The following is a 23,631-nucleotide window of genomic DNA, read 5'->3' as shown; positions in this document are numbered from 1 at the left end:
AGACTTTCCAAGTTTCAAAAACTTGGAAAGTCTAAACACAATCCGTTATGTTGTAATCGTCAAAGTCTGAGCATTTTTCTGAGCGATCAAAGCGAGTTCGGTAGCCAGGAAACAATGTTCCTGCGGCATAGCTGTTTCGGTTCTGTTAATCACATCATCGACCAATTGCGTTCCGTAGGTAAGTTCTACCTTGTTGCAATCAATGTATTGCGTTTCTTTATTATTTACCAGGAACAAATGGTTTCCACCTTCACGTCCGGCAATATCAATATTTTTACGAATTTCTATATAACCTTCTGTCCCTAAAATAGTTAACCTTCCATCTCCCCACGATTTCAGTCCATCGGGAGTAAACCAGTCTACACGGATATAACCGGCACCACCATTTCCTCTCAATAAAGCATCACCAAAATCTTCAAATTTCGGATATTGCGGATGCCCGACATTGCCAATCTGTGAAGAAACAATTTCCGCCTTGGTTGAACCGGTAAAGAACAAAAACTGATCAAACTGATGCGATGCAATGTCACAGATAATTCCACCAAATTTCTTCTTGTCAAAAAACCACTCAGGACGTGAACTCGTGGATATTTTATGTGGCCCTAATCCGATCGTTTGTACAACTTTTCCGATTGCGCCTGCTTTTACCAGCTCACCCGCTTTAACCGTTGCTCGGTTTTCAAGGCGTTCACTATACATGATAGAATAAATCCGCTTCGTTTCTTTCTGAACTTTTCTCACCTCAGCCAGTTGCTCCAGCGTGGTTGCTCCCGGCTTATCCGACATATAATCCTTGCCACTTTTCATCACACGAATTCCCAACGGCGCACGTTCGTCAGGAATTCCGGAACTCAGTACAAGCTGAATTGACTTATCATCCAGGATTTCCTTTTCACTGCCGGCAAGTTTAACATCCGGATAACGTTTCTTAAAAGCAGCAACCAGATCCGCCTCTTTTGCATAAAAAGATACCAGCTCACCGCCACCCCTGGTTACGGCTTCAACCTGCCCGTAAATGTGATTATGGTTGATATTAATTACAGCAAATTTAATTCTTGCAGCCACTTTAATTTCAGGTTTGGGGGACGTTTCAGGTAATACTTTTGCCAGAACCTCCGATGAAATAGCGGGCAAAACCAGCAAACCTGCTGCAGTGTTAACAGTGTTTTTTATAAACTGCCGGCGATTGTCGCGTGAATCTTCCATGTTTTTAATCAGGTAAACGGGTTATGAATAATGTAGCAATTGAGATGAAACCATGTATTTAAAAAGTAAGACATAATATACCTGATCTTTCCCTTACATCCATATGGATAAATAATTCTTAAAAAATGAATAGAAAACCATTATTTATTACCTACCGAAATTCCAAAGGTTACGCGTGAATCATTATGCTTGCGGGTGGCCTCCACTACACTTTCATAAGAATTCTCAAAGCTGGTCCTGATTGTGACCCATTTACTTATCGGTAGTTCAACCGAGAGTATAGTATTCCAGCGCAGATTTGAAAAATCATTTAAAGCCGGCTGTATAAAAGTGATATGGTTAAATCTGATTTTGTCCTGTAACAATGCATGTTTTCCTTTAACACGGAAAGAATTTCTGGCCGTAGTAACAGTTGGGATTTCTCTGAAATTTGTGGATTCATATAAGATCGCATTGGTCAGGGTCAGGTCGTTTTTTTTACTTTTTAATAATCTGAATCCAACGCCTGCACCAGCCATCTGACGAAGAGTAATTCGACGTAAATTACTGGTTTCCAAAATTCCCAGCCCAAAAACATAGGTTTTCTTTTTTTGAATACGTCAATAAACAGATCAACATAACTGTCTCTTTCAGCCAATACGCTATTTTGTTTTCCGTAAGTAAACCTTGGATTAGTGGCGATGGAAATTAATGGCCCGCTAAATAGCGCTTCTGCGCGTAGTACAATTAAACTACGGTTTACATTACCTCTTGTAAAATTCCCATCTCCGATGAAACGATAACGAACGGTGTCGACGAGAACGAATGTTGGCTTTGAAATGCTATCCGGACTTTGCAATGCTAGTGAATCTGTTGGAGCGACGAAAGCAGAATCAACGTTAGTTTGCTGGCCGAATACAGTTTGAACAATTACAAAAAGAAGAAAAGCCGGAAGCTTAAAAAATCGGTAGTAAGTTGAGTTTTTCATTAAAATTTCACGCAAAATAATAATGCCATAAATCTAAATCCTGTTGTTATCGGATCAATTATTATAGGATTTAGCGTTTGTTGACAAGAAATTATTTATTCATTTATACAAAAAGCCTTTGCCATTTTCTACATTTCCGGTAGTAATAACAAAGGCCTGTTAAATAATTAATTTTGGTCTTCCACGTCTTTTACTTTTCCCAGGCGGCGCATATGTCTTTCCTCGCCCGTAAATTCTGCACCTAAAAAAGCAGTAACCAATTCCTGAGCTGCCATCGCACCCGTAACCCTTCCACCCAGACAAAGCATATTCAGGTTATCATCTTCCACACCCTGATGTGCAGAAAAGTGGTCATTGATTAATGCTGCTCTTACTCCTTTAATCTTGTTGGCGGCTACCGACGCACCGACACCGCTTCCACAAACTGCTATTCCTCTTTCAACTTCACCACTCACAATTGCTTTTGATAAAGGAATTACAAAATCCGGATAATCGTCCGCAGAATCTAGTTCAAAGGCACCAAAATCCTGAACCTCGTAGCCTTTAGAAGTTAAAAAAGTATGAAGGGATTCCTTCAATTCATATCCGCCATGATCAGCAGCAATACCTATTTTCATCTTGATCCGGTTTAATGCAGAAAAGGCCAGTGCCACATTCTGCGTTCACATTATTGATCGCAATTTCGTAATTTTAATTAGTTTTTGGTTTGTCGCGAATACGTATTCTGACGATTTTCAACAGATATTGCTTACTTTGTTTTATGAAAATATGCAGCTTCAAATGGAGTAAGGATATTTTATCTGACTAATTGCGCGGAAACAGAAAGAAATGGAACACAAGCTAATCTGGTTAGGTTTGATTTTCCTGATGCTGTAACCGAGCAGCTGATTTTGAAGAACTCTGTTTTATCCAAAGAATAAAGAAGGCTAATTATTGCAGATAAGTATCAGATCACCTTGCCAATAGGCGATAATTCAGCAGATTTCAGCTTATTATTTGACAAGAAATCTACTGAGGAAAGAAACTCTAACACTGTTAATAATTCATTTAAATTTGAGAAGAGAGTCCATTATTTTGCCAAATCCTGTTTATGGAGACTGGGAGGTATCCTTATATAAATACAATTATGGATTGACTCTGACAAAGAAGGATTCAGTGATTAAAAGTGCACTGAAAAGTTATTGATACCAGAAAGGATTATTAGAATTAAGTTATCGTACAGAAACTAATCGCATGCTGGACAGACAGACCAATGAGAACCAAAATGATGAGACCAGTTCAGATTTACATCAATTTGTCTTTGAAAATTTTAATGTCTCGGCATTATCAAATAATCATATTTTAAAAAATAGTACATCATTACCGGAAACGGGAATCCGGTTTTTCTTTGATCTGCAACCTGAATCTATCACTGTTAATTACGCCCGGTTTGTCATACAGGCAGGTTTTAATGATCCGGTTTATATTACTGTTAACCAAATCGAGAATGATCTCCGACTAAATTGTTCGTGCAATTCACCTAAAAAGAAGTTATGTGAACATGAGATCCGGGTCTTGTACAATCTGATGGACCGCAAAGATCTTCGTGCATTTTTTGATGAAAAGCTGCGATACGAAAGAATAAAACCTATTGCAAAAGAATATGGATTAGAAAATGAAAGTAATTCCGACTTGTTTTTTGAACTCAGTTACGAAAATAAGTCATTGCTTATCAGTCCAAAACAAAAGGAACTTCTTTTAGTAAACCCTGCATCTTTGGCTCTGCTCGAAAATCAGTTGATTCCTGTAAGCTCAATTGTGCTGCCTGACAATACAGAACGCAGTGACAAAATGAAAATCATCATTGTAATAGGTCAGCCTAAATATTATGACAACTTTTTCATCTCACTTTTTGAAGCGCAAAGTACTGTTGAAGGAAAGATTAAAAATCCGCTGATTGCAATTAATTCACTGGATATTCTTTGGAAAATTGAAGATACAGAAACGCTTAAATTTTATTCAGCTATTGCCAAATTTCAGAATAACCATCGGGAGAAAAATCCGGAAACTGACATTACCGGTTTAAAACTGATTGCAAAAAATCCGCTTAACCTTGAATTTTATTTTCATAATACATCTGTTTCAGAGAATGTTAACGCCAGTTCATTAACTTCCGTTACATTAAAGTTACCCGAGACCGATCTGCATCTGCACGTAGATGAAAAGGATCAGTTTTATGAAATCTCGGGTCAGCTCGTTCTGGATGGAAAGTCACTCGACCTTGAAAAGCTAACCATTCGCTATGATCATTTCGTGTTTCATGAAGATACTTTTAATCTGATAACCAATGCTGATTTCCTGCGTGTCATTGTTTTTTTCAGACAGCATAATCAGAAAATTGTTATACACCGGTCGAAGTTCGAAGAGTTCAGGAAAACGATTCTTTCCCGTCTTGAAAACAAAATCAGGCTAACCTATTCCTATCTAAAATCTGCAACTAAGGAGCAGCTTAAAGAAAACAGCTTCGACCAGACGGTTCAAAAGATGATCTATCTGGAAGATTTTGGTAATTATGTGCTGGTTACACCGGTGATGAAATATGGAAATGTAGAAGTTCCGGTATTTTCCAAAAAACAGATATATTCCACAGATAATCAGGGAAACCCATTCACGGTACAACGTGATGATGACGAAGAAATCCGGTTTACAGCTGCATTGCTCAGGCAGCATAAGGATTTTGAAGAGCAACCGGAAAGGGATTTTTTTTATCTGCATAAAGACCAGTTTTTGAATGAAGACTGGTTTTTGAATGCATTTGAAGAATGGACAAATCAGCAGATAATTGTTTTGGGTTTCAGCAGTCTAACTAAAAACAAACTCAATCCGCATAAAGCCAAAATTTCAATTCATGTGATCAGTGGCATTAACTGGTTTGATACCACAGCCAGCATAATTTTCGGAAAACAGAAAGTTACCTTAAAACACCTCCATAAAGCGGTTAAAAATAAAAGTAAATATGTAACCCTTGACGACGGCACCACAGGAATTTTGCCAAAAGAATGGATGGAAAAGTTTGCCCGGTATTTTGATTCCGGTGAAATTGCAGGAGAAACCATCCGAACGCCAAAAATCAATTTTTCGGGTATTGCAGAGATGTATGAGGATGAAGTTTTGTCGCAGGAAGTACGCGAACAGGTCGCTTTTTATAAATCCAGGTTTTATGACTTTGACGCAATACAAAAAGTAGAAATTCCTGAAACCCTGCTTGCATCGCTTCGTGAATATCAGAAAGAAGGATTGAACTGGCTCAATTTTCTGGACGATTTTGGATTTGGCGGATGCCTGGCTGATGATATGGGACTGGGAAAAACATTGCAGGTTATAGCTTTCATCCTTACTCAGCGAAATAAGTATGCGTTTAATACCAACCTGATCGTGGTACCAACTTCACTTATTTTCAACTGGCAGGCGGAAGTAGAAAAATTTGCGCCGTCGGTTAAAATCCTGACAATTTATGGGTCAACAAGAGTAAAAGACGTTACAGATTTTGATCAGTATGAGATTATACTCACATCATACGGGACTTTGCTGACTGATGTAAATTTCTTAAAAAGATACCGGTTCAACTATATTTTTCTGGACGAATCGCAGGCAATTAAAAACCCGGATTCACAGCGTTATAAAGCAGCGCGGCTTTTGCAGGCACGTAACCGTATGGTACTTACAGGTACTCCTGTTGAAAACAATACATTCGATTTATATGGTCAGTTGTCCTTCGCCTGTCCCGGACTTTTAGGAAATAAAACCCAGTTCAAAAATTACTATTCCACACCGATTGACCGGTTTCAGGATAACAAACGAGCACTGGAATTGCAGAAAAAGATCAATCCTTTTATTTTACGCCGTACAAAAAAGCAGGTCGCAACTGAACTTCCGGACAAAACGGAGATGATCATGTATTGTGAAATGGGCGAAGAGCAACGGAAGGTTTACAATGCATATGAACTGGAATTTTATACGTTCCTGAATTCGACAAAGGAAGTGGACATTCCGCGAAAAAGCCTGCATGTACTGCAGGGATTGACCAAACTGAGGCAAATCTGCAACTCTCCTGCCCTGCTGAACGATAACCTTTATTATGGCGATGCATCAGCCAAGATCGAAGTATTGATGGAGCAGATTGAAACAAAAGCACCGATGCATAAAATCCTTGTTTTTTCCCAGTTCGTGACCATGCTTGACCTGATCCGGGAGGAATTAAAATCAAAGAATATCCCGTTTGAATACCTGACCGGACAAACAAAGGACAGAGCGGCCAGAGTTGATAATTTTCAGAATAATACAGAGATACGTGTTTTCCTGATCAGTTTAAAGGCAGGTGGAATTGGCCTGAATCTGACTGAAGCGGATTACGTTTATATCGTAGACCCATGGTGGAATCCGGCCGTGGAAAACCAGGCCATTGACCGCAGTTACCGGATCGGTCAAAAGAAAAATGTAATAGCTGTGCGGCTAATCTGTCCCGATACAATCGAAGAAAAAATCGTTCGGTTACAGGAATCCAAAAAAGATCTGGCAGATGAATTGGTGAAAACAGATGTGTCGATTTTAAAATCGTTGTCTAAAAGTGATTTGTTAGGTTTGATTGATTAGAAGTGTTTTAATCCCATAGGATTGCATTAAAGGATTACAGCGTTTTTGATTTGATTTCTATATCATATTAATGAAAACAAATGAAGGGCCAACCTCAGGAAATAGGCCATGAATCCTTTACAATACCCGCCAGGCGAATCTTAGCCGACCTTCACCCTTTTTTGCCTCCATATATTCTATCTGATTTTTAATCCTGACAAACTATACTGTTTGACTCCAACCAAATTATACTGTTTCCGGGCTCACTGTAACTCTGCCACAAATTTCAGCAGGGGAAGTTACGCATGAATTGTTTCAGATTCTAAGCTTCATTAATTTGAGAAATTCTTTACTCAATTTTTACAATTACGTAATTAGAACCAAGCTTTAATGAAGCGATATATGGTTAAAATCGTCAGGTGGCATATTGTTTTTAAAGGTGCAGCAAAAATTCTTTGATACACATTTAAATTGACAGGGTTATGAATTACGATATTGAAACCAATGGTCAGACGCAAAGTCAACGGCCAGGAATTGAAGCAGATATGGGTCCGGAGCCGATTGTAATCCGGGATAATTATAAAGGAAGTTCAAAACTGGAAGGAAAGGTGGCATTGATCACCGGCGGCGATAGTGGCATAGGCAGATCGGTTGCGGTTCATTTTGCACGGGAAGGTGCGGATGTGGCAATTGTATATCTTAGCGAAAACCAAGATGCCAGGAAAACAAAGGAACTGGTTGAAGCGGAAGGAAAAGCCTGTTTTTTGATTCCGGGAGATGTAAAAGAAGAAGCATTTTGTAAGGATGCTGTTGAGAAAACAGTAAAAAAATTCGGGAAATTAAATATTCTGGTAAATAATGCAGCTGAACAGCATCCTAAGGAGGATATTCGCGAAATTACTTCTAAACAGCTAAGTGATACCTTTTCCACCAATATTTTTGCATTTTTTTATTTCACACAGGCTGCGCTGGAGCATTTAAAAGAAGGCGATGTGATTATCAATACAACTTCTGTGACTTCTTATCATGGCAGTCCGGCCTTACTGGATTATTCTTCAACAAAAGGTGCAATTACAGCTTATACCCGATCTTTATCCGGCAATCTCGTTGAAAAAGGAATCCGTGTAAATGCTTGTAGCTCCCGGGCCAATCTGGACTCCGTTGATTCCTTCTACATTTACGCCAGAAAAAGTGGAAAAATTTGGTAAGGACACTCCGCTTAAAAGACCAGGACAGCCAAGTGAAGTTGCCCCCAGTTATGTGTTTCTGGCATGTGAAGACTCTTCTTATTTTAGCGGACAAGTTCTGCATCCGAATGGCGGGCAGGTTGTGAACGGGTGATTTTTTCCGAGTCCATAGCTTAAAACCTATGATTACAAGATTGGTCATGCCTACGGCATTTTTTGCAAACAATGCCGTAGGCATGACCAGTTTAGTAGCGCCGGGATTCATCCCGGGGACTAATTATGGGGAAATTGATTACCCTGGGAAACTAATTAAGTACTAAAATTAAGACAACACTGCAAATGCTTCCTTAGAAAAACCTTTCAATTCAGAAAGGCGGTTGTCACGGATTTTTTGTGCCCAATGTGAATCTGCAAGTATCGGGCGTCCTACTGCTACCAGATCAAAATCGCCTCTGTCGTAACGACGATACAGCTCGTCCAGCGAACTTGGCTGAGAACTTTCACCGCCAAATGCTGCAAAAAAGTCTCCGTTCAGGCCAACAGAACCAACTGTAATAGTTGCTTTTCCCGTTATTTTTTTCGCCCAGCCTGCAAAGTTCAGGTCCGATCCTTCAAATTCCGGTTCCCAGAAACGACGTTGAGAGCAGTGAAAAATGTCAATACCAGCTTCTGAAAGGGGATTCAGCCATTCTTCCATTTCTTCCGGCGTTTTTGCCAGCTGGAATTTATAATCAGCCGGTTTAAATTGGGACAAACGTATGATTAGCGCAAAATCCTCTCCTACCTGTCTTCTTACTTCTTTAATAACTTCTATCCCAAAGCGGTTGCGTTCGCCAATCGTCTTTCCGCCATAAATATCAGAACGGTTATTTGTGCCTTCCCAGAAAAACTGGTCGATCAGATAACCGTGTGCGCCATGAAGTTCAACACAATCAAAACCCAGATTTTTTGCATTCAATGCGGCACGCCCGTAAGCAGCAATTGTATCAGCAATGTCCGATTCCGTCATAGCCTTACCGTTGGCAAAACCCGGATGATTGAACTCCGAAGGGCCTTCAAAAGGTGTTGCAGGAGTCCAGCCAGACTGGTGATTTTGCATAACACCCATGTGCCATATCTGCGGGCCCATCTGGCCACCAGCAGTATGCACACCATTGATCACGTCTTTCCATCCTGCCAACGCCTTATCTCCGTAGAAATGAGGAATATTCGGGTCATTGGATGAAGCCGTTCTTTCAATAACAGTCCCTTCTGATAATATAAGCCCCACATCTCCTTCGGCCCTTCTTTGGTAATAGGCGGCTACGTCAGCTGTCGGGATTCCATCAGGAGAGAATGAGCGCGTCATAGGCGCCATTACAATACGATTTTTCGTTGATAGTGATTTCAGCTTAAATGGCTGAAATAATTGATTTGCACTCATAATTGTAAATTGAAATAATCTAAATGTCTGATTCTAATGTTCTGATCAGATGAGTAATAGCCTCTTCATTGCGCCTGTAATAGGTCCATTGCCCAATTCTTGTAGACTGAATAAAACCTGCTCTTTGCAGAATGGATAAATACTCGGAAACTGTTGATTGAGACAAACCTGATTTTTTCTGTATCAGGCCCACACAAACTCCGGTTTTCACCATATCCACCTCATGTTCTTCTGTAAAATGCACGCATGGATTTTTCAGCCAACATAAAATTTGTAGTCTGGTACTATTTGAAAGCGCTTTAAAAATCTCTACCTGATCCATGTTACAAAGTTAATCGACTTTTCCCGATATTCCAATTAATGATATATTTTTACAATTATGAGCTGTGAAATTAATTACTCAAATAATGAAAATCAACCATTTACCGGATATATATCCCCCGGCATACTTTTATTCCATTTTCCTGCAATTCTACATTTAACAAAAAAATAATGAAAGCCATCTGGAACAATCAGGTAATAGCCGAAAGCGACAATACGATCATAATTGAAAACAATCATTACTTTCCCGCAGATTCAGTATCCGCAGATTTACTTATTGAATCAAATACGCACACGACCTGTTCATGGAAAGGTGAAGCGTCGTATTATTCCATTCTCGTAGACGAACAACAAAATACGGATGCTGCCTGGTATTATCCTGATCCAAAATCAGCCGCATCGAATATTAAAGGTTATATTGCTTTCTGGAAAGGCGTAAAAATAGAAGCCTGAAAAAAACCTCTGTTTTTGTGTATTTAATTTGGAAATTATGAAAAAATACGATGCCATTGTTATTGGCTCAGGGCAAGCAGGCACTCCTCTCTCCAAGAAATTAGCCGAATCAGGTTTAAAAACGGCATTAATTGAAAAACGCTGGGTTGGCGGAACTTGCGTTAATGACGGATGTTCTCCAACCAAAACCATGATTGCTTCGGCAAAAGTTGCCTGGACTATTGAAAACAGTAGAGAACTGGGGATAATAACCGGTGATTATAAGGTAGATATCAAGGCTATTTTAAAACGTAAAAATGATGTTGTACACCTGATGCGTGACAATTCGGAAAAGGGAATACTAAAAACAAAAAACCTTGATCTGATTTACGGCAACGCTTCTTTCAAAGATAAAAATACAATTACCGTTTTACTGAATGACGGGACTGATCAGGAACTATCTGCTGATAAAATCTTTATTAATACCGGTGATAAGCCATCCATTCCTGATATAAAAGGGTTATCCGAAATTGAATATCTGACCTCTACATCCATCCTGGAATTGATGGAAATTCCTGATCACTTACTCATTATTGGTGGCGGATATATCGGCCTGGAATTCGGGCAAATGTATCGCAGATTTGGCAGTAATATCACGATGGTAGTGCATTCCGAACGATTACTTTCAAAAGAGGATAAAGACATTTCCATCGAAATGGAGAAAATCCTTTCGCTTGAGAAAATTGACATCCTGATCAAAAGCAAAGTAATTTCTATAAAAAAGACAGCGAAAGGAATTAAGGTTGAAATTGATACAGACGGAAAAATCAGCACCATTTCATGCTCCCATATCCTGATTGCTGCCGGAAGAATTCCAAATACGGACGTACTCAATCTTGAAGCAGCCGGAATAAAAACGGATAAAAAAGGCCATATTGAGGTCAATGAGCGTTTGGAAACTTCTACCGAGGGAATATTTGCACTTGGCGATGTAAAAGGCGGCCCTGCATTTACAAATATCGCTTTTGATGATTACCGGATCATTCGTAAGAACCTGTTGGAAAAAGGGAAGTTCACTACAAGCGGCCGACTGGTTCCGTATTGCGTATTTACCGATCCGCAACTGGGACGAATTGGCATGACAGAAACGGAAGCACTTGAAAAGGGACTGGATATTATTGTTGCCACCATGCAAAACAGCAGTGTAGCAAGAGCGATTGAAACTGGTGATGAACGTGGTATGATGAAAGCTGTTGTGGATGCCAAAACCGGCAAAATCCTTGGTGCGGCTGTATTGGCCGAAGAAGGCGGAGAATTCGTTACGATTCTGCAAATGGCCATGATGGGCGGAATTCCGTATCAGGAGATTAAAGATGCAGTTTTTGCCCATCCTACCTATGCAGAATCACTGAATAATTTGTTTATGACCCTTGACAGTTAATTACCCATACATGATCCTGGCCGAAAATATCAGTAAAACATTTCATGACGTTCATGCCGTAGATAATATTTCTTTTAAGGTTAAGGAAGGACAAACCATGGTTTTTCTGGGTACGAGCGGATGCGGTAAAACGACGACGCTGAAAATGCTTAACCGGCTGATCGATGCTTCATCCGGCAAAATCCAGATTAATGGAAAAGATATTTTTGCGGGCAAACCTGAAATACTAAGGCGTGGTATTGGGTATGTGTCTCAAAACAATGGCTTATTCCCACATTTTACTGTGGCTGAAAATATAGCCATTGTTCCTAAGCTGCTAAAATGGGAACCGGACAAAATCGGGAAAAGGACTGAAGACCTGATGGATCAGCTTAAATTACCTGCACATGCATATTTAAACAAATATCCTGATGAGCTTAGCGGCGGGCAAAAGCAGCGGGTCGCATTGGCAAGAGCCCTTGTTTCCGACGCGCCTGTATTGCTAATGGATGAACCTTTCGGCGCTCTGGATCCTATTACTCGTTCAGGAATACGAAAAGAATTTCTTGAACTTCCTGAATTAAAAAGAAAGACGATTGTTCTTGTAACGCATGATGTTCAGGAAGCTTTTGAACTGGGTGATGAAATTTGTTTAATGGATAAAGGAAAAATAGTACAAACCGGAACCTCTGAGGAGTTGATTTTCAGGCCGGTAAATGACTTTGCAAGAAACTTTTTCAGCCATCAGAGATTACAGCTGGAACTGAGCTCATTAAAGCTTGAAAAAATATGGGAACAATTGCCTGATACCAGCCTTTCAACAGCCACTGAACTGAATAGTACCACGAGCTTTTGGGAGGCAATGGAGCTTTTATCAGAAAAAAATATGGAAAATATGACTGTAACTCATGTAAAAAATAATACGCTAAAAACGGTTTCCATGGCTGTACTGCAAACTGCTTATCTGCGGATTAAACAAAATATTTAATGGAGCAAGAGCAAAGTTTATGGCAATTCATGGCCCAGCAGTCAGATAAACTCTGGGGCCAAACCCTGACTCATATTGGCCTTACCTGTGTTTCGTTATTCATTGCAGTTGCGATTGGTTTACCTTTGGGAATCTGGATTGCGCAAAAAAACAAAGCCGCATGGATTGTACTCGGCATTGCGGGTATTTTACAAACCATACCCAGCATCGCACTTTTAGGATTTATGATCCCGTTATTAGGAATCGGCTCATTGCCAGCCGTAGCTGCTTTGTTCTTATATGCATTGCTTCCTGTTATCCGGAACACGTATACCGGTATTAAAGGTGTCGATCCTGCTATTACGGAATCTGCAAGAGGAATGGGAATGAATTCCTGGCAGGTCCTGACGAGCGTGGAATTACCATTGGCCATGCCCGTTATTCTGGCAGGAATCCGAACTGCAACCGTAATCAACGTTGGTGTTGCAACTTTGGCCGCGTATATAGCGGCTGGCGGATTGGGCGAATTTATTTTCGGAGGTATTGCCCTCAATAATACGAATATGATCCTTTCCGGCGCTATTCCGGCTGCTCTTCTGGCCATAATCCTTGACTTTTTACTATCGCTGATCCAAAAAACCGATTTAAAAAAAATGCGGAAAGTAGCAGTTGTATTGCCGGTTCTGCTGCTTTTAATGTCTTCATTTTATATTTTTCCGAATACTCAGCAAAAAATGCTGGGTGGATTTACACCTGAATTTATGGGGCGTGAAGATGGTTATCTGGGACTTAAATCAAAATACAAACTCAACATTCCTACCGTTGTGATCAGCGACGCAGTGATGTATAAAGCAGCATTCGAAAAGAAAATTGATGTGATTAGCGGTTATAGTACCGACGGCCGCCTGAAAGCTTATGACCTTATTACATTGGTTGATGACAAGACTATTTTTCCACCCTATTACGCTGCACCGTTAGTTAGGCAGGAAACACTGGAAAAATATCCTGAACTGGAACCCGCACTGGACCTTCTTTCCGGACAGATCAACGATTCGATCATGACCGAGCTAAATTATAGGGTGGATTATCTCAAACAACTGCCCGAAAAAGTTGCGCTGGATTTTTTGATGGATAAAAAACTCTACAAACAACCGAAAAACGGGAATGCAGGAATCGTCAGATTAGGGTCAAAAATTTTTGCTGAACAGTACATTCTTATCAACATGTATAAAATGCTGATTGAAGGAAACACGAATTTAAAAGTTACAACAAGGACGGGTTTGGGCGGAACAAAAATTTGTTTTGATGCACTGACCAATAATGAAATTGATATGTATCCGGAATACACAGGCACCGGCTTGCTGGTTATTTTAAAGCCAAATAAAAACCACCTTGAGGAAATTATAGGAAGCCGTGAAAAAGTGTTTCAATTCGTGCAGAAACAATTTCAGGAACAATATAAGTTACACTGGCTGAAACCGATTGGTTTTAACAACGCCTATGCCCTGATGATGCGAAGAAGTCAGGCACAATCCTTGAAGATTAAATCAATAACAGATTTAAAAAACGCTACAACTGATGACAACCACCTACATTAGCGAAACTTACACAACTGTCAGACAGCTTTCTGAACAGATATGTGAGCCACTTGAAACAGAAGACTACGTTCCCCAGCCTGTACCATTTGTAAGTCCGCCAAAGTGGCACCTGGCACATTCTACATGGTTTTTTGAAACTTTTCTCTTAAAAGCCTATTATCCGGACTATATCGTTTTTGACGAGAGCTTTAATTATTTATTTAACAGTTACTACAACAATGTTGGTGAGCGTACGCTACGCACCGACAGGGGAAATGTTACGCGGCCTACCATCAAAAGTGTGTATGAGTACCGTCATTACGTAGACCGGCACATGCAGGAATTACTTAACGAACTGAGTGATGAAAAAGCACTTGAAATGGTGCAGCTTGGGTTACAGCACGAACAGCAGCACCAGGAACTGATGATCACTGATATCAAATACATTCTTGGCCATAATCCATTATTCCCTGTTTATAGGTCCGGTTATAATCTGGTGAATGCGGTGAACCAGGAAACGGGATTTATAGATATTCCCGAAGGAATTTACGAAGTTGGTTTTGATGGGGACGGTTTTTGTTTTGACAATGAACTTGGCCGCCATAAAACGTATGTCCAAAACTTTAAAATCAGCAAATCGCTGGTTACCAACGGAGATTTTATGGAATTTATGGAAGCTGGCGGTTACCAGGACTTTAATTTATGGCTGGATGAAGGCTGGTCGTGGGTCAATAATGAAGCGGTACAATCCCCATTATATTGGCATAAAATAAAAGGCGAATGGCATTACTATACTTTAGCAGGTCTGGAAAAAGTTAATCCCAAAGCAATATTAAGCCATATCAATTTTTATGAAGCTTCTGCTTTTGCCCAATGGAAAGAAATGAGGCTTCCAACCGAATTTGAATGGGAAGTGGCTTCAGGCCTTTTATACTGGGGACAAAGATGGGAATGGACCAACAGCTCTTATCTGCCCTATCCTGGTTTTGCAAAAGCCAAAGGTGCCGTTGGTGAGTACAATGGAAAATTTATGATTAACCAAATGGTGCTAAGAGGCTCATCCGTAGCTACATCACCGCACCACAGCCGGCCTACATACCGTAACTTTTTTCATACAAACGAACGCTGGCAGTATACAGGAATACGGCTGGTAAAATAACTGAAACCAAAACATGACTGAACTCAACATCATTGAACAAGATACTGAACTGGAAATATTTGCAAAAGACGTTGATCTGGGATTATCAGCTCCGTTTAAAAGCATCTCTTCGAAATATTTCTATGATGATATAGGAAGTGGTATTTTCCAGGAAATCATGAAAATGCCCGAATATTATCCCACAAACTGTGAGTTCGAAATCTTGTCTTTACAAAGCGAAGATATTATTAAAAAACTTCATTTTAATGAACCATTCAATATTGTAGAATTTGGTGCAGGAGATGGGATTAAGACACGTCAGCTTTTGAAAAAACTGGTGGAAAAAGGTATTGATTTCACCTATGTTCCTATCGACATTTCAGGAAAAGCGATAGAGGAGTTACAGTCGAATATGTTCACCGCGTTGCCGGACATAAAAATTAAACCATTGATTGGCAATTACTTTACAATGGTAGAAGAATTATCATCGCTAGATATACCATGTTTATTTTTATTTCTGGGAGGTAATATTGGCAATTACCAGCCGGAAGAAGCTGATCAGCTGTTATCACAGTTTCATGAAAATATGAAGATTGGAGATAAACTTTTAACCGGATTTGATTTACAAAAAAATCCGGCAACGATCAGAAATGCCTATGACGATAAGCAGGGCATTACAAAAGCTTTTAACTTAAATTTATTGCAAAGAATTAATACCGAACTCGGAGGCAATTTTAAGCCAGGACAGTTTGATTTTTATTCTCATTATGATCCTGCCAATGGTGAAGTTAAAAGTTATCTGGTTAGTTTAATTGAACAGAATGTGTTTGTTGAGAAAATGGATAGCTATTATTCTTTTCGTAAAAATGAGCTGATATGGACAGAGCTTTCTAAAAAATATACTATTAGTGGAATAGAAGAATTAGGTATCAGAAATAATTTTGAAGTGATTGAACATTTTATGGACTGCAAACACTACTTTACCGACAGTTTATGGATGAAATAAAGTAAAATAACCAGCTCCCTTCACAATGAAAACTGTTACTGTTCAGGATTTACATGCAATTGAGGTATTAAGCAATGTGCCGGAGGACCAGCTGCAATGGCTTATAGATCAGAGTGAACATTATATTTTAAATGAAGGTGATTTCTTAGGAAAACCAGGGGATGAACTCGCTGGAACCCATTTTATAATTAGTGGCAAAATTGAGCTTTACCGCATTCAGAATAACTCCAAGCTGGTAATTTCAGAAATAGGCAAAGGAGCTATTACGGGTACGCTGCCATTTTCAAGAGGAAAAATCGCAATCGCATTTGTGCAGTGCACGGAAGATGCACAAATCATGACATTTCCAAAAGAAAAGCTCCGGGAGATGATCGGCAGCCATTATGAATTGACCCAGGCATTGGTTATTGTGATGACTTCCAGGGTACGGGAGTTTACCGAGCTTGAATTACAGAATGAAAAAATGATGGCCCTGGGCAAGTTATCAGCCGGGCTTGCTCACGAACTTAACAATCCGGCAGCAGCTATTGTCAGAGGTTCGGTTTCTTTAAAAAAACACTTACAGTTACAGCCGGAAGCATTTAAACATCTGATTTCTGTGCGTATGGAATCAGAGGATATTGATGTTGTAAACGGTAAAATGTTCGCCGCACTGAACAATCCATCCCGGCCTGTACTGACTATGATGCAACGGTCAGAGAAGGAGGATGAAATTACGGATTGGCTTTATGACCATGATATTAAGGAATCCAACGACATGGCTGAAAATTTTGTAGAATTTGCTTTTAGCGTTTCAGTTCTTGAAGAAATAAAAAACCGGATCCCATCAAATGACCTTGAACCAATTCTGACCTGGGTCAATATCAATTTTACAACTGAACGTATGGTGGCCGATATTCAGGAAGCTTCCAAAAGAATTGCGGACCTGATTGGTTCTGTTAAAACATTTACCCACATGGACAGAGGCAGTAACAAGGAATATGTGGATATTCATTCGGGTATCAGGAATACGCTTATCATGATGAATTACAAGATCAAAAAAGCGGGGATTTCCCTGATCGAAGAATTTGATGAAACGATCCCTCCTATTAATGCCATGGTCGGGGAATTGAACCAGGTCTGGACGAATCTGATTGATAATGCGACCGATGCGCTTGAATCCCAAAAAGACGCAACGCTTACGATCAGGACAAGGCATGAAAAAGAATTTGCCAAGGTTTCCATTATTGATAACGGCCCGGGAATGCCTCCGGAAGTAAAGTCCCGGATATTTGACCCTTTCTTTACTACCAAAGCAATTGGGAAAGGAACCGGCCTTGGCCTGGATGTTGTCTGCAGGATTGTGAAACAACACAGAGGAACGATCAGTGTAAATTCCGAACCTGGTAAAACAGAATTTTTGGTTTGTTTCCCGATTAATGGGTAAATTGATCCAATAAATACATCTCACACAAAATCTTCGTTACGGGATTAAATTTCATCCAAAATGAGATTAGAATAATCCATCCGGTTAACCTAATTCTAAAACTTAAACCATTTCCTTTATGGGTTTACCCATCATATTTTCAATTGACGACGATTTACAAGTATTAAGAGCTATCAGTCGGGACTTGAAAACACATTACCGGGATAAATACCGCGTAATGAGCACAGCCTTGGCCAGTGAAGCACTTGAAAGTCTGCTTGAACTCCAGAATAAAGGAGAAGAGATTGCCATTTTTATATCGGACCAGCGCATGCCTGAAATGCAGGGCGTGGATTTTCTCGAACAAGCCATCAAACTTTTTCCATATGCCAAAAGGGTTTTGTTAACTGCCTATTCGGATACGGATGCTGCTATTAAAGCCATTAACGACGTACAGCTGGATTATTATTTAATGAAACCCTGGGATCCGCCGGAAGAAAAACTATACCCTGCTATTGACGAACTGCTAAATGACTGGCAGGGAAATTATCGTCCGGCTTTTAAGGGAATCAAGATAATCGGTTATCAGTTTTCGCCAAAATCACATGAAATCAAGGATTTTCTGGCAGGAAATCTTGTACCATATCTTTGGATAGATGCGAATTCCAATGACTTGGGTAAGCAAATCATTGCAACCAATAACCTGAAACCTATTGATTTTCCTACGGTAATCTTTGATGATGGCACAGTGTTGAAAACACCTACGCTTATTGACATAGCATCCAGAATCGGCCTGAATTCGTCCGTAAAATTACCCATTTATGATGTGGTGATCATTGGTGCAGGACCAGCCGGATTGGCTGCATCAGTTTATGGGGCTTCGGAAGGTTTGAGTACTTTACTGATAGAACGCAAAGCTCCTGGCGGACAAGCAGGTACGAGTTCACGAATAGAAAATTACCTTGGTTTCCCGGCCGGGCTTAGCGGCACCGATCTGACCAGAAGAGCAATTACACAGGCAACACGTTTCGGAACAGAATTTATTTCACCGCAATTTGTAAAAGAGATCAAATTAAAAGATCAGTATAAAACCATTGTATTAGGTGACGATACCGAAATTAATGCCAAAGCCGTGGTGATTACAACGGGAGTCGACTATCGCAAACTGGAAACACCTGGTATTGAAGAATTTACCGGAAAAGGGATTTATTATGGGGCAGCCAGTACAGAAGCACCTACGTGTGGGGAAAAGGAAGTTTTTATATTAGGAGGAGGAAATTCGGCTGGACAAGCAGCCATGTATTTGTCTAAATTCGCCAGAATGGTTTATGTTATTGTACGTAAAAACGACCTGAGTTCCTCCATGTCATCTTATCTGATCGATCAGATCAATAATACACCTAATATTGAAGTGCTGGGTTGTACAGAAATTCTGGAAGCAACCGGAGACGATCATCTGGAATGCCTGAAATTAGTGGACCTGAACACTAGTGAAGAACGGGTGGCCAAGGCAGATGCACTGTTCATATTTATCGGAGCGAAACCCTACACAGATTGGGTTGGACTGGAAATTATTAAAAATAACAAAGGTTTTATTGAAACCGGCCGGGAAATGAGCTCTTATTCCAATTATAAGCAGCTTTGGAAAAAGAGCAGGGACCCCTTTTTGCTCGAAACCAGTTCACCTGGAATTTTTGCAGCCGGCGATGTACGGGCCGGTGCTATGAACAGGGTAACCTCGGCTGTTGGTGAAGGATCAATGGCAATCAGTTTTGTACATCAGTATTTAAATGAACAATAATGGCAGATCAAATTTGTGAGCACATCAGTGAAATAACTGATATTATCACTTCCAAAACGAATCAATGCGAGGAATGTGTCAAAGTAAATGGTAGATGGGTACACCTGCGCACCTGCCAGACCTGTGGTGTGACGTTGTGCTGCGACAGTTCACCAGCAAAACACATGACCCAGCATTTCCATCAAACCGGCCATCCGGTAATTATTTCCTCCGAACCTGGCGAAAAATGGCTTTGGTGTAATGCTGATGAGTCTTTTGCAGAGTATAGTTAAAAAGAATGGAATAGCCCTGATCCGGGGCTATTCCATTTGAATATATCTGCATCACATATATACCCTTCTCATCCTGATCTGGCTGTTGGTTTTGATGACGAGTGGTACTTTCTCAACTTTGACCGAGCTGTTATCTAATCCAAACCATTGGGATTCTGAATTCGTAATGCTTTTAATTGCAAAATAGAATTTCATGATAAATTCTTCATGCCATGGAAGATCGTTTTCAACGGATAGGTAACGTTCCAGTACAACAAAACGAAAATCTCCCGTGATGTTTTGACGGTTAAGAGACTCATAACGGCTGGTAATATCTACCTCGTTATTTTTAACCATATCCTGCACCACATTTCTCAAAAACATATTGATTCGCTGTTCAACACGAAAGCCAAGCATAAAATTGATCTTAATTACGTCATCTTCAGCCCGAACGTTCACGTGATAATCCAGTGTGTACGGTTCATCCGTTGTCTCAACGTGTACAAACCAATAAATGTCTGCGCGTTTTGGCCGCTTTTGAAAAATAGAATAAAGGATCTTGCTTTCAATCTCATTGTCATCTGCTGCGTTTGACATAAATATCAGGTGCGTAGCGTATTTTGGGATACTGATATCGTTACTCAGTTCTTTTAAAGATCCAATGTGTTTGCCAAGATCAACAAATTCAGTAAGCCTCAGTTTTATAATATTGGCTCTGAGCCACATGGCCATCAGGTCAGCAATGATGATAGCTAAAAGTAACGAGACCCAGCCTCCGTGAGGAAATTTCAAAAGATTAGCTGCCAGGAAAGATCCTTCAATAGCCAGGTAAATAACTATGAATGAAGCCACCCAGAGTTTATTGATTTTATGGACAAACAGGTAATAGGAGAACAAAAGCGTTGTCATGATCATTGTAAGCGTAATGGCCAGCCCGTAAGCTGCTTCCATATGTGACGACTCTTTGAAATACAATACAATTCCCACACAACCTGCCCATAACAGCCAGTTTACACTTGGTACATAAAGCTGCCCTTTCTGATTACTCGGATAAACCAACCTTACTTTCGGCCACAGATTCAACCTGATCGCTTCTGAAATTAGGGTAAACGATCCGCTGATCAATGCCTGGCTTGCAATAATTGTTGCCATGGTAGCGATACAAATTCCCGGCAAAAGCCACCAGTCCGGCATGATTTCATAAAATGGCTTTCTGCCGTTTAAAGTTTCACCCACATGCATAGCAAGCCAGGCACCCTGACCAAAGTAATTGATAACCAGACAAGTCTTCACATAAATCCAGCTAATTCGAATATTGCCCCTGCCGCAATGGCCAAGATCGGAATATAAAGCTTCTGCACCTGTTGTACACAGGAAAACCGACCCCAATAACCAGAATCCGCCCGGATGATTAGCTAGAAGCTGATAAGCATAATTCGGGTTAAATGCCTTAAAGATTTCAGGATGGTATATAACCTGCGAAAGCCCCAGAACCAGAAGCATTAAAAACCAGATCAGCATGACCGGCCCGAAAGCACGGCCAACAATTGTAGTTCCAAATATCTGGATGACAAACAATAAAGTCAGTATTGCGATTACAATAGGGATGGTCTGTATACCAGGATACAAAATATGAAGGCCTTCAATTGCTGATGAAACAGATATGGGAGGCGTGATAATACCATCGGCGAGTAAAGTACTGGCACCAATAATGGCCGGAATAGTCAGCCACTTTGCATTCTTTCTTACCAGGGCATATAACGCAAGTATACCCCCTTCACCATTGTTATCAGCACGCAGGATTAAAATCACATACTTGATCGTGGTCTGGAGTGTCAGTGTCCAGAAGATACAGGATACAGATCCATAAACCACGTCAAGCGCTATACGTTCCTTACCAATAATTGCCTGCATGGCGTACAAAGGAGATGTGCCGATATCTCCGAATATGATACCCAATGCAACCAGAAGGCCGGCTGCGGAGGCTCGTTCATTATGTTTTGAACTCATTATTTTTTAGTCTCTTTGATGATTTTAACTTATGCGTTATTTGGTTTCAATTAGCCATTTTTCAACAAATGTATAACACTAAAATATACTTACAATATGCCCAAAACAATATTCATCTCATCGTATTTGAAACAAAATTGAATCATATCATTAATTTTAGAAACTTTTGAAACTTTTCATTTTCCGATTTTTAAGTACATGAATCAACGTTAATACAATAGTAAATCCCCCTGATAGATTTTAAAAGGAATCAATTCAAAATTGTCCTGACTCAGAACACCCAATACCTTATTAAATATTCTGCTACCATCAGCAATTCCCTTGTTTTCAGAAATTGGTTTATTGCTAATGAATATATAAGAATTGTACCAGTGAAGAAGGTATATCAGGAATTAGAACCTTATCCTATATACGTAAGTAGTTATATCTATTGAAAAACTCAACTTTATTATTACAGGATGTATGCTATTTTTCCAGAATCAGCTTCCTGACATTGGGCTTTCTTTGCAATCCAGGGATATTAGTTAAAACACACAGGGTTTGGACAATAGTCTATATAGTTTTAGCTGGTGAATAAAAGGCAAAAGGAACATCCATTTTAATGAAATGTTCCTTAGCCTTAAATCAGTATTATACAAGGATTATCAGTATCACTTTTTCTTTTTCACGACTTCCCCCGGCATGATAAGTGAATCCCAGCCTGCCAAATCTGCGGGTTTTACTCCTGCTTTGTAACCGTCAAAATTGAACGTAGTCGGTTTGTATGGCCCTACAAAATCAATATTGCTGTCTGGTTTGATATCCTTTTCCATACCCATTGCCCAGAATGTGCTGTTGATAAGCATACGGCGAAATCCTTCGTTGAGAATATCTTCTGAAGCACCATGTGTAGTTGCAAATGCACGGCCGGTTTTACCCGAATCAATTTTGTAATCTCTTACCCAGGCAACTGGTAATAGTTCTTTCGTGGAATCAGGTTTTGAATCAGCAGTCATTCCGTTTAAAACCTGTCCGCGTACCAGCACTTCCCCTTTCGGAATGGCTGTGTATCCACCGGACTGTACTGCCATATCCTTAACGCCCCGCATAATCGGATGGCCTTTTTCACTTTCTTCAATCACTAATCTCGAAGACTGCTTATGATTGGTACCGTAATGCGAGATCCAGGTTTCACCCAGCACCACTTCGCCAAAACCGTCTTTCCATTCTTTTTTACTGCCATTATAGTTCCATCCGTAATGCTCCCATTTGGCATTTCCCTTGGTTTCGAAAGCATGGGTTGAAGTTCTTAAGCCGATTACCGGACCGCCCCTTTTCAGATAGTTATCTATATGCTGCATCTGATCATCCGGAAAATTAGCAAAGCGCATAAAAACAAACATCAGATCGGCCTTATCGAGCACTTCCAGGCCTTTTATATCAGAACCGCCCGGAAAAATATTCCCCTGCTCATCCAGTGCAAAAACCACGGTACAGGTAAATCCGTAGCGTTTGGCCAATATGCGGGCCAACTCCGGTAGGGTTTCTTCACCACGGTATTCATGATCCGTGGCAATAAATACAATGTTTTTCCCTACTCCCGGCCCCTTATCACCTTTGTAAACAACCCGGTATTTGCTCACATCTTCCTGTACAGAGGATGATTTTTTGTCCAATGGTTCGCTTTTACTTGTAAAACCGAAACTGCAAAACACAATGCCGAAAAACAGGGTACGGAATAAGGTCCTTTTCATATTTTATAAAATTGAAGTAAATAATATCAGAGCATATAAAATCTACATCCATATAATAAATAAGATTTCATACATAACAGATGCAATTTTGAGTAAAAACTAATGTTCCTTTTTGAAATATTTTTTTTAAACCTAATAAAAGTAATGGCGCGAGTGTTTCCATCCGCGCCATTCCA

Annotated in this window: 18 protein-coding genes and 1 pseudogene; 11 read left to right on the top strand and 8 right to left on the bottom strand. The window is 40.0% G+C overall.

Annotated features, from left to right (window positions below):
- Positions 1-45: 45 nt before the first annotated feature.
- The 4 genes from KZC02_RS27690 to KZC02_RS27680 form a co-directional block, all read right to left on the bottom strand.
- Positions 46-1,206, bottom strand: a complete 1,161-nt coding sequence (locus KZC02_RS27690; protein ID WP_221391632.1) for a Gfo/Idh/MocA family protein — start codon at positions 1,204-1,206, stop codon at positions 46-48.
- A 140-nt stretch (positions 1,207-1,346) separates the two neighbouring features.
- Positions 1,347-1,763, bottom strand: a complete 417-nt coding sequence (locus tag KZC02_RS32210; RefSeq protein ID WP_229253840.1) for a DUF481 domain-containing protein — start codon at positions 1,761-1,763, stop codon at positions 1,347-1,349.
- Positions 1,691-2,173 carry a hypothetical protein gene (locus tag KZC02_RS32205; protein ID WP_229253839.1) on the bottom strand — a complete coding sequence of 161 codons (483 nt, stop codon included), beginning with the start codon at positions 2,171-2,173 and terminating at the stop codon, positions 1,691-1,693. Before KZC02_RS32205 ends, KZC02_RS32210 begins: the two co-directional genes overlap by 73 nt.
- A gap of 167 nt (positions 2,174-2,340) precedes the next feature.
- On the bottom strand, positions 2,341-2,790 hold the full coding sequence (locus KZC02_RS27680) for an RpiB/LacA/LacB family sugar-phosphate isomerase (RefSeq protein ID WP_221391631.1): 450 nt from the start codon (positions 2,788-2,790) through the stop codon (positions 2,341-2,343).
- Positions 2,791-3,406: 616 nt separating this feature from the next.
- Between KZC02_RS27680 and KZC02_RS27675 the strand changes: the two genes are divergently transcribed.
- The gene (locus KZC02_RS27675) at positions 3,407-6,805 is read left to right on the top strand and encodes a DEAD/DEAH box helicase (protein ID WP_221391630.1); all 3,399 of its coding nucleotides are present in this window, start codon (positions 3,407-3,409) and stop codon (positions 6,803-6,805) included.
- A gap of 461 nt (positions 6,806-7,266) precedes the next feature.
- Positions 7,267-8,125: pseudogene (locus KZC02_RS27670) on the top strand (SDR family oxidoreductase).
- 168 nt (positions 8,126-8,293) lie between these two features.
- Here KZC02_RS27670 and KZC02_RS27665 read toward each other — a convergent pair.
- Together KZC02_RS27665 and KZC02_RS27660 are read right to left on the bottom strand one after the other, a co-directional pair.
- Entirely contained in the window at positions 8,294-9,394 is a 1,101-nt protein-coding gene (locus KZC02_RS27665; RefSeq protein ID WP_221391629.1) for an NADH:flavin oxidoreductase, read from the bottom strand.
- 19 nt (positions 9,395-9,413) lie between these two features.
- A complete protein-coding gene (locus KZC02_RS27660) occupies positions 9,414-9,716 on the bottom strand; it encodes a helix-turn-helix transcriptional regulator (RefSeq protein ID WP_221391628.1) in 303 nt (100 codons plus the stop codon).
- Between the two features lie 170 nt (positions 9,717-9,886).
- Here KZC02_RS27660 and KZC02_RS27655 point away from each other — a divergent pair, with 170 nt between their 5' ends.
- The 9 genes from KZC02_RS27655 (at position 9,887) to KZC02_RS27615 (ending at position 19,733) form a co-directional block, all read left to right on the top strand.
- Positions 9,887-10,168, top strand: a complete 282-nt coding sequence (locus tag KZC02_RS27655) for a DUF427 domain-containing protein (protein ID WP_221391627.1) — start codon at positions 9,887-9,889, stop codon at positions 10,166-10,168.
- 37 nt (positions 10,169-10,205) lie between these two features.
- A complete protein-coding gene (locus KZC02_RS27650) occupies positions 10,206-11,588 on the top strand; it encodes a mercuric reductase (protein WP_221391626.1) in 1,383 nt (460 codons plus the stop codon).
- A 10-nt stretch (positions 11,589-11,598) separates the two neighbouring features.
- Positions 11,599-12,555 carry an ABC transporter ATP-binding protein gene (locus tag KZC02_RS27645; protein ID WP_221391625.1) on the top strand — a complete coding sequence of 319 codons (957 nt, stop codon included), beginning with the start codon at positions 11,599-11,601 and terminating at the stop codon, positions 12,553-12,555.
- Positions 12,555-14,132 (top strand): ABC transporter permease/substrate-binding protein, encoded by a 1,578-nt coding sequence (locus KZC02_RS27640; RefSeq protein WP_221391624.1) that lies wholly within the window; start codon positions 12,555-12,557, stop codon positions 14,130-14,132. Before KZC02_RS27645 ends, KZC02_RS27640 begins: the two co-directional genes overlap by 1 nt.
- The gene (gene egtB, locus KZC02_RS27635) at positions 14,113-15,270 is read left to right on the top strand and encodes an ergothioneine biosynthesis protein EgtB (protein ID WP_221391623.1); all 1,158 of its coding nucleotides are present in this window, start codon (positions 14,113-14,115) and stop codon (positions 15,268-15,270) included. Before KZC02_RS27640 ends, egtB begins: the two co-directional genes overlap by 20 nt.
- Before the next feature lie 13 nt (positions 15,271-15,283).
- Positions 15,284-16,255 carry an L-histidine N(alpha)-methyltransferase gene (locus tag KZC02_RS27630; protein ID WP_221391622.1) on the top strand — a complete coding sequence of 324 codons (972 nt, stop codon included), beginning with the start codon at positions 15,284-15,286 and terminating at the stop codon, positions 16,253-16,255.
- A gap of 25 nt (positions 16,256-16,280) precedes the next feature.
- A complete protein-coding gene (locus KZC02_RS27625) occupies positions 16,281-17,681 on the top strand; it encodes an ATP-binding protein (RefSeq protein ID WP_221391621.1) in 1,401 nt (466 codons plus the stop codon).
- 118 nt (positions 17,682-17,799) lie between these two features.
- Entirely contained in the window at positions 17,800-19,461 is a 1,662-nt protein-coding gene (locus tag KZC02_RS27620; RefSeq protein ID WP_221391620.1) for an FAD-dependent oxidoreductase, read from the top strand.
- Positions 19,461-19,733 carry a UBP-type zinc finger domain-containing protein gene (locus tag KZC02_RS27615; protein ID WP_221391619.1) on the top strand — a complete coding sequence of 91 codons (273 nt, stop codon included), beginning with the start codon at positions 19,461-19,463 and terminating at the stop codon, positions 19,731-19,733. Before KZC02_RS27620 ends, KZC02_RS27615 begins: the two co-directional genes overlap by 1 nt.
- A gap of 51 nt (positions 19,734-19,784) precedes the next feature.
- Here the strand turns inward: KZC02_RS27615 and KZC02_RS27610 are convergent, their stop codons facing one another.
- Together KZC02_RS27610 and KZC02_RS27605 are read right to left on the bottom strand one after the other, a co-directional pair.
- Positions 19,785-21,722 carry a KUP/HAK/KT family potassium transporter gene (locus tag KZC02_RS27610; protein ID WP_229253838.1) on the bottom strand — a complete coding sequence of 646 codons (1,938 nt, stop codon included), beginning with the start codon at positions 21,720-21,722 and terminating at the stop codon, positions 19,785-19,787.
- Between the two features lie 650 nt (positions 21,723-22,372).
- Entirely contained in the window at positions 22,373-23,455 is a 1,083-nt protein-coding gene (locus KZC02_RS27605) for a ThuA domain-containing protein (RefSeq protein WP_221391618.1), read from the bottom strand.
- Positions 23,456-23,631 lie beyond the last annotated feature (176 nt).

The organism is Dyadobacter sp. NIV53, assembly GCF_019711195.1.
Classification (GTDB): Bacteria; Bacteroidota; Bacteroidia; order Cytophagales; family Spirosomataceae; genus Dyadobacter.
The sequence above is the reverse complement of the archived record's forward strand: the minus strand, read 5'-3'. Positions and strand labels throughout refer to the sequence as shown.

Bases quoted from the DNA above. Each gene is read 5' to 3' on its own strand.
- KZC02_RS27690 (WP_221391632.1), bottom strand. From the start codon at position 1,206: ATGGAAGATTCACGCGACAATCGCCGGCAGTTTATAAAAAACACTGTT.
- KZC02_RS32205 (WP_229253839.1), bottom strand. From the start codon at position 2,173: ATGAAAAACTCAACTTACTACCGATTTTTTAAGCTTCCGGCTTTTCTT.
- KZC02_RS27680 (WP_221391631.1), bottom strand. From the start codon at position 2,790: ATGAAAATAGGTATTGCTGCTGATCATGGCGGATATGAATTGAAGGAA.
- KZC02_RS27675 (WP_221391630.1), top strand. From the start codon at position 3,407: ATGCTGGACAGACAGACCAATGAGAACCAAAATGATGAGACCAGTTCA.
- KZC02_RS27665 (WP_221391629.1), bottom strand. From the start codon at position 9,394: ATGAGTGCAAATCAATTATTTCAGCCATTTAAGCTGAAATCACTATCA.
- KZC02_RS27660 (WP_221391628.1), bottom strand. From the start codon at position 9,716: ATGGATCAGGTAGAGATTTTTAAAGCGCTTTCAAATAGTACCAGACTA.
- KZC02_RS27655 (WP_221391627.1), top strand. From the start codon at position 9,887: ATGAAAGCCATCTGGAACAATCAGGTAATAGCCGAAAGCGACAATACG.
- KZC02_RS27650 (WP_221391626.1), top strand. From the start codon at position 10,206: ATGAAAAAATACGATGCCATTGTTATTGGCTCAGGGCAAGCAGGCACT.
- KZC02_RS27645 (WP_221391625.1), top strand. From the start codon at position 11,599: ATGATCCTGGCCGAAAATATCAGTAAAACATTTCATGACGTTCATGCC.
- KZC02_RS27640 (WP_221391624.1), top strand. From the start codon at position 12,555: ATGGAGCAAGAGCAAAGTTTATGGCAATTCATGGCCCAGCAGTCAGAT.
- egtB (WP_221391623.1), top strand. From the start codon at position 14,113: ATGACAACCACCTACATTAGCGAAACTTACACAACTGTCAGACAGCTT.
- KZC02_RS27630 (WP_221391622.1), top strand. From the start codon at position 15,284: ATGACTGAACTCAACATCATTGAACAAGATACTGAACTGGAAATATTT.
- KZC02_RS27625 (WP_221391621.1), top strand. From the start codon at position 16,281: ATGAAAACTGTTACTGTTCAGGATTTACATGCAATTGAGGTATTAAGC.
- KZC02_RS27620 (WP_221391620.1), top strand. From the start codon at position 17,800: ATGGGTTTACCCATCATATTTTCAATTGACGACGATTTACAAGTATTA.
- KZC02_RS27615 (WP_221391619.1), top strand. From the start codon at position 19,461: ATGGCAGATCAAATTTGTGAGCACATCAGTGAAATAACTGATATTATC.
- KZC02_RS27610 (WP_229253838.1), bottom strand. From the start codon at position 21,722: ATGAGTTCAAAACATAATGAACGAGCCTCCGCAGCCGGCCTTCTGGTT.
- KZC02_RS27605 (WP_221391618.1), bottom strand. From the start codon at position 23,455: ATGAAAAGGACCTTATTCCGTACCCTGTTTTTCGGCATTGTGTTTTGC.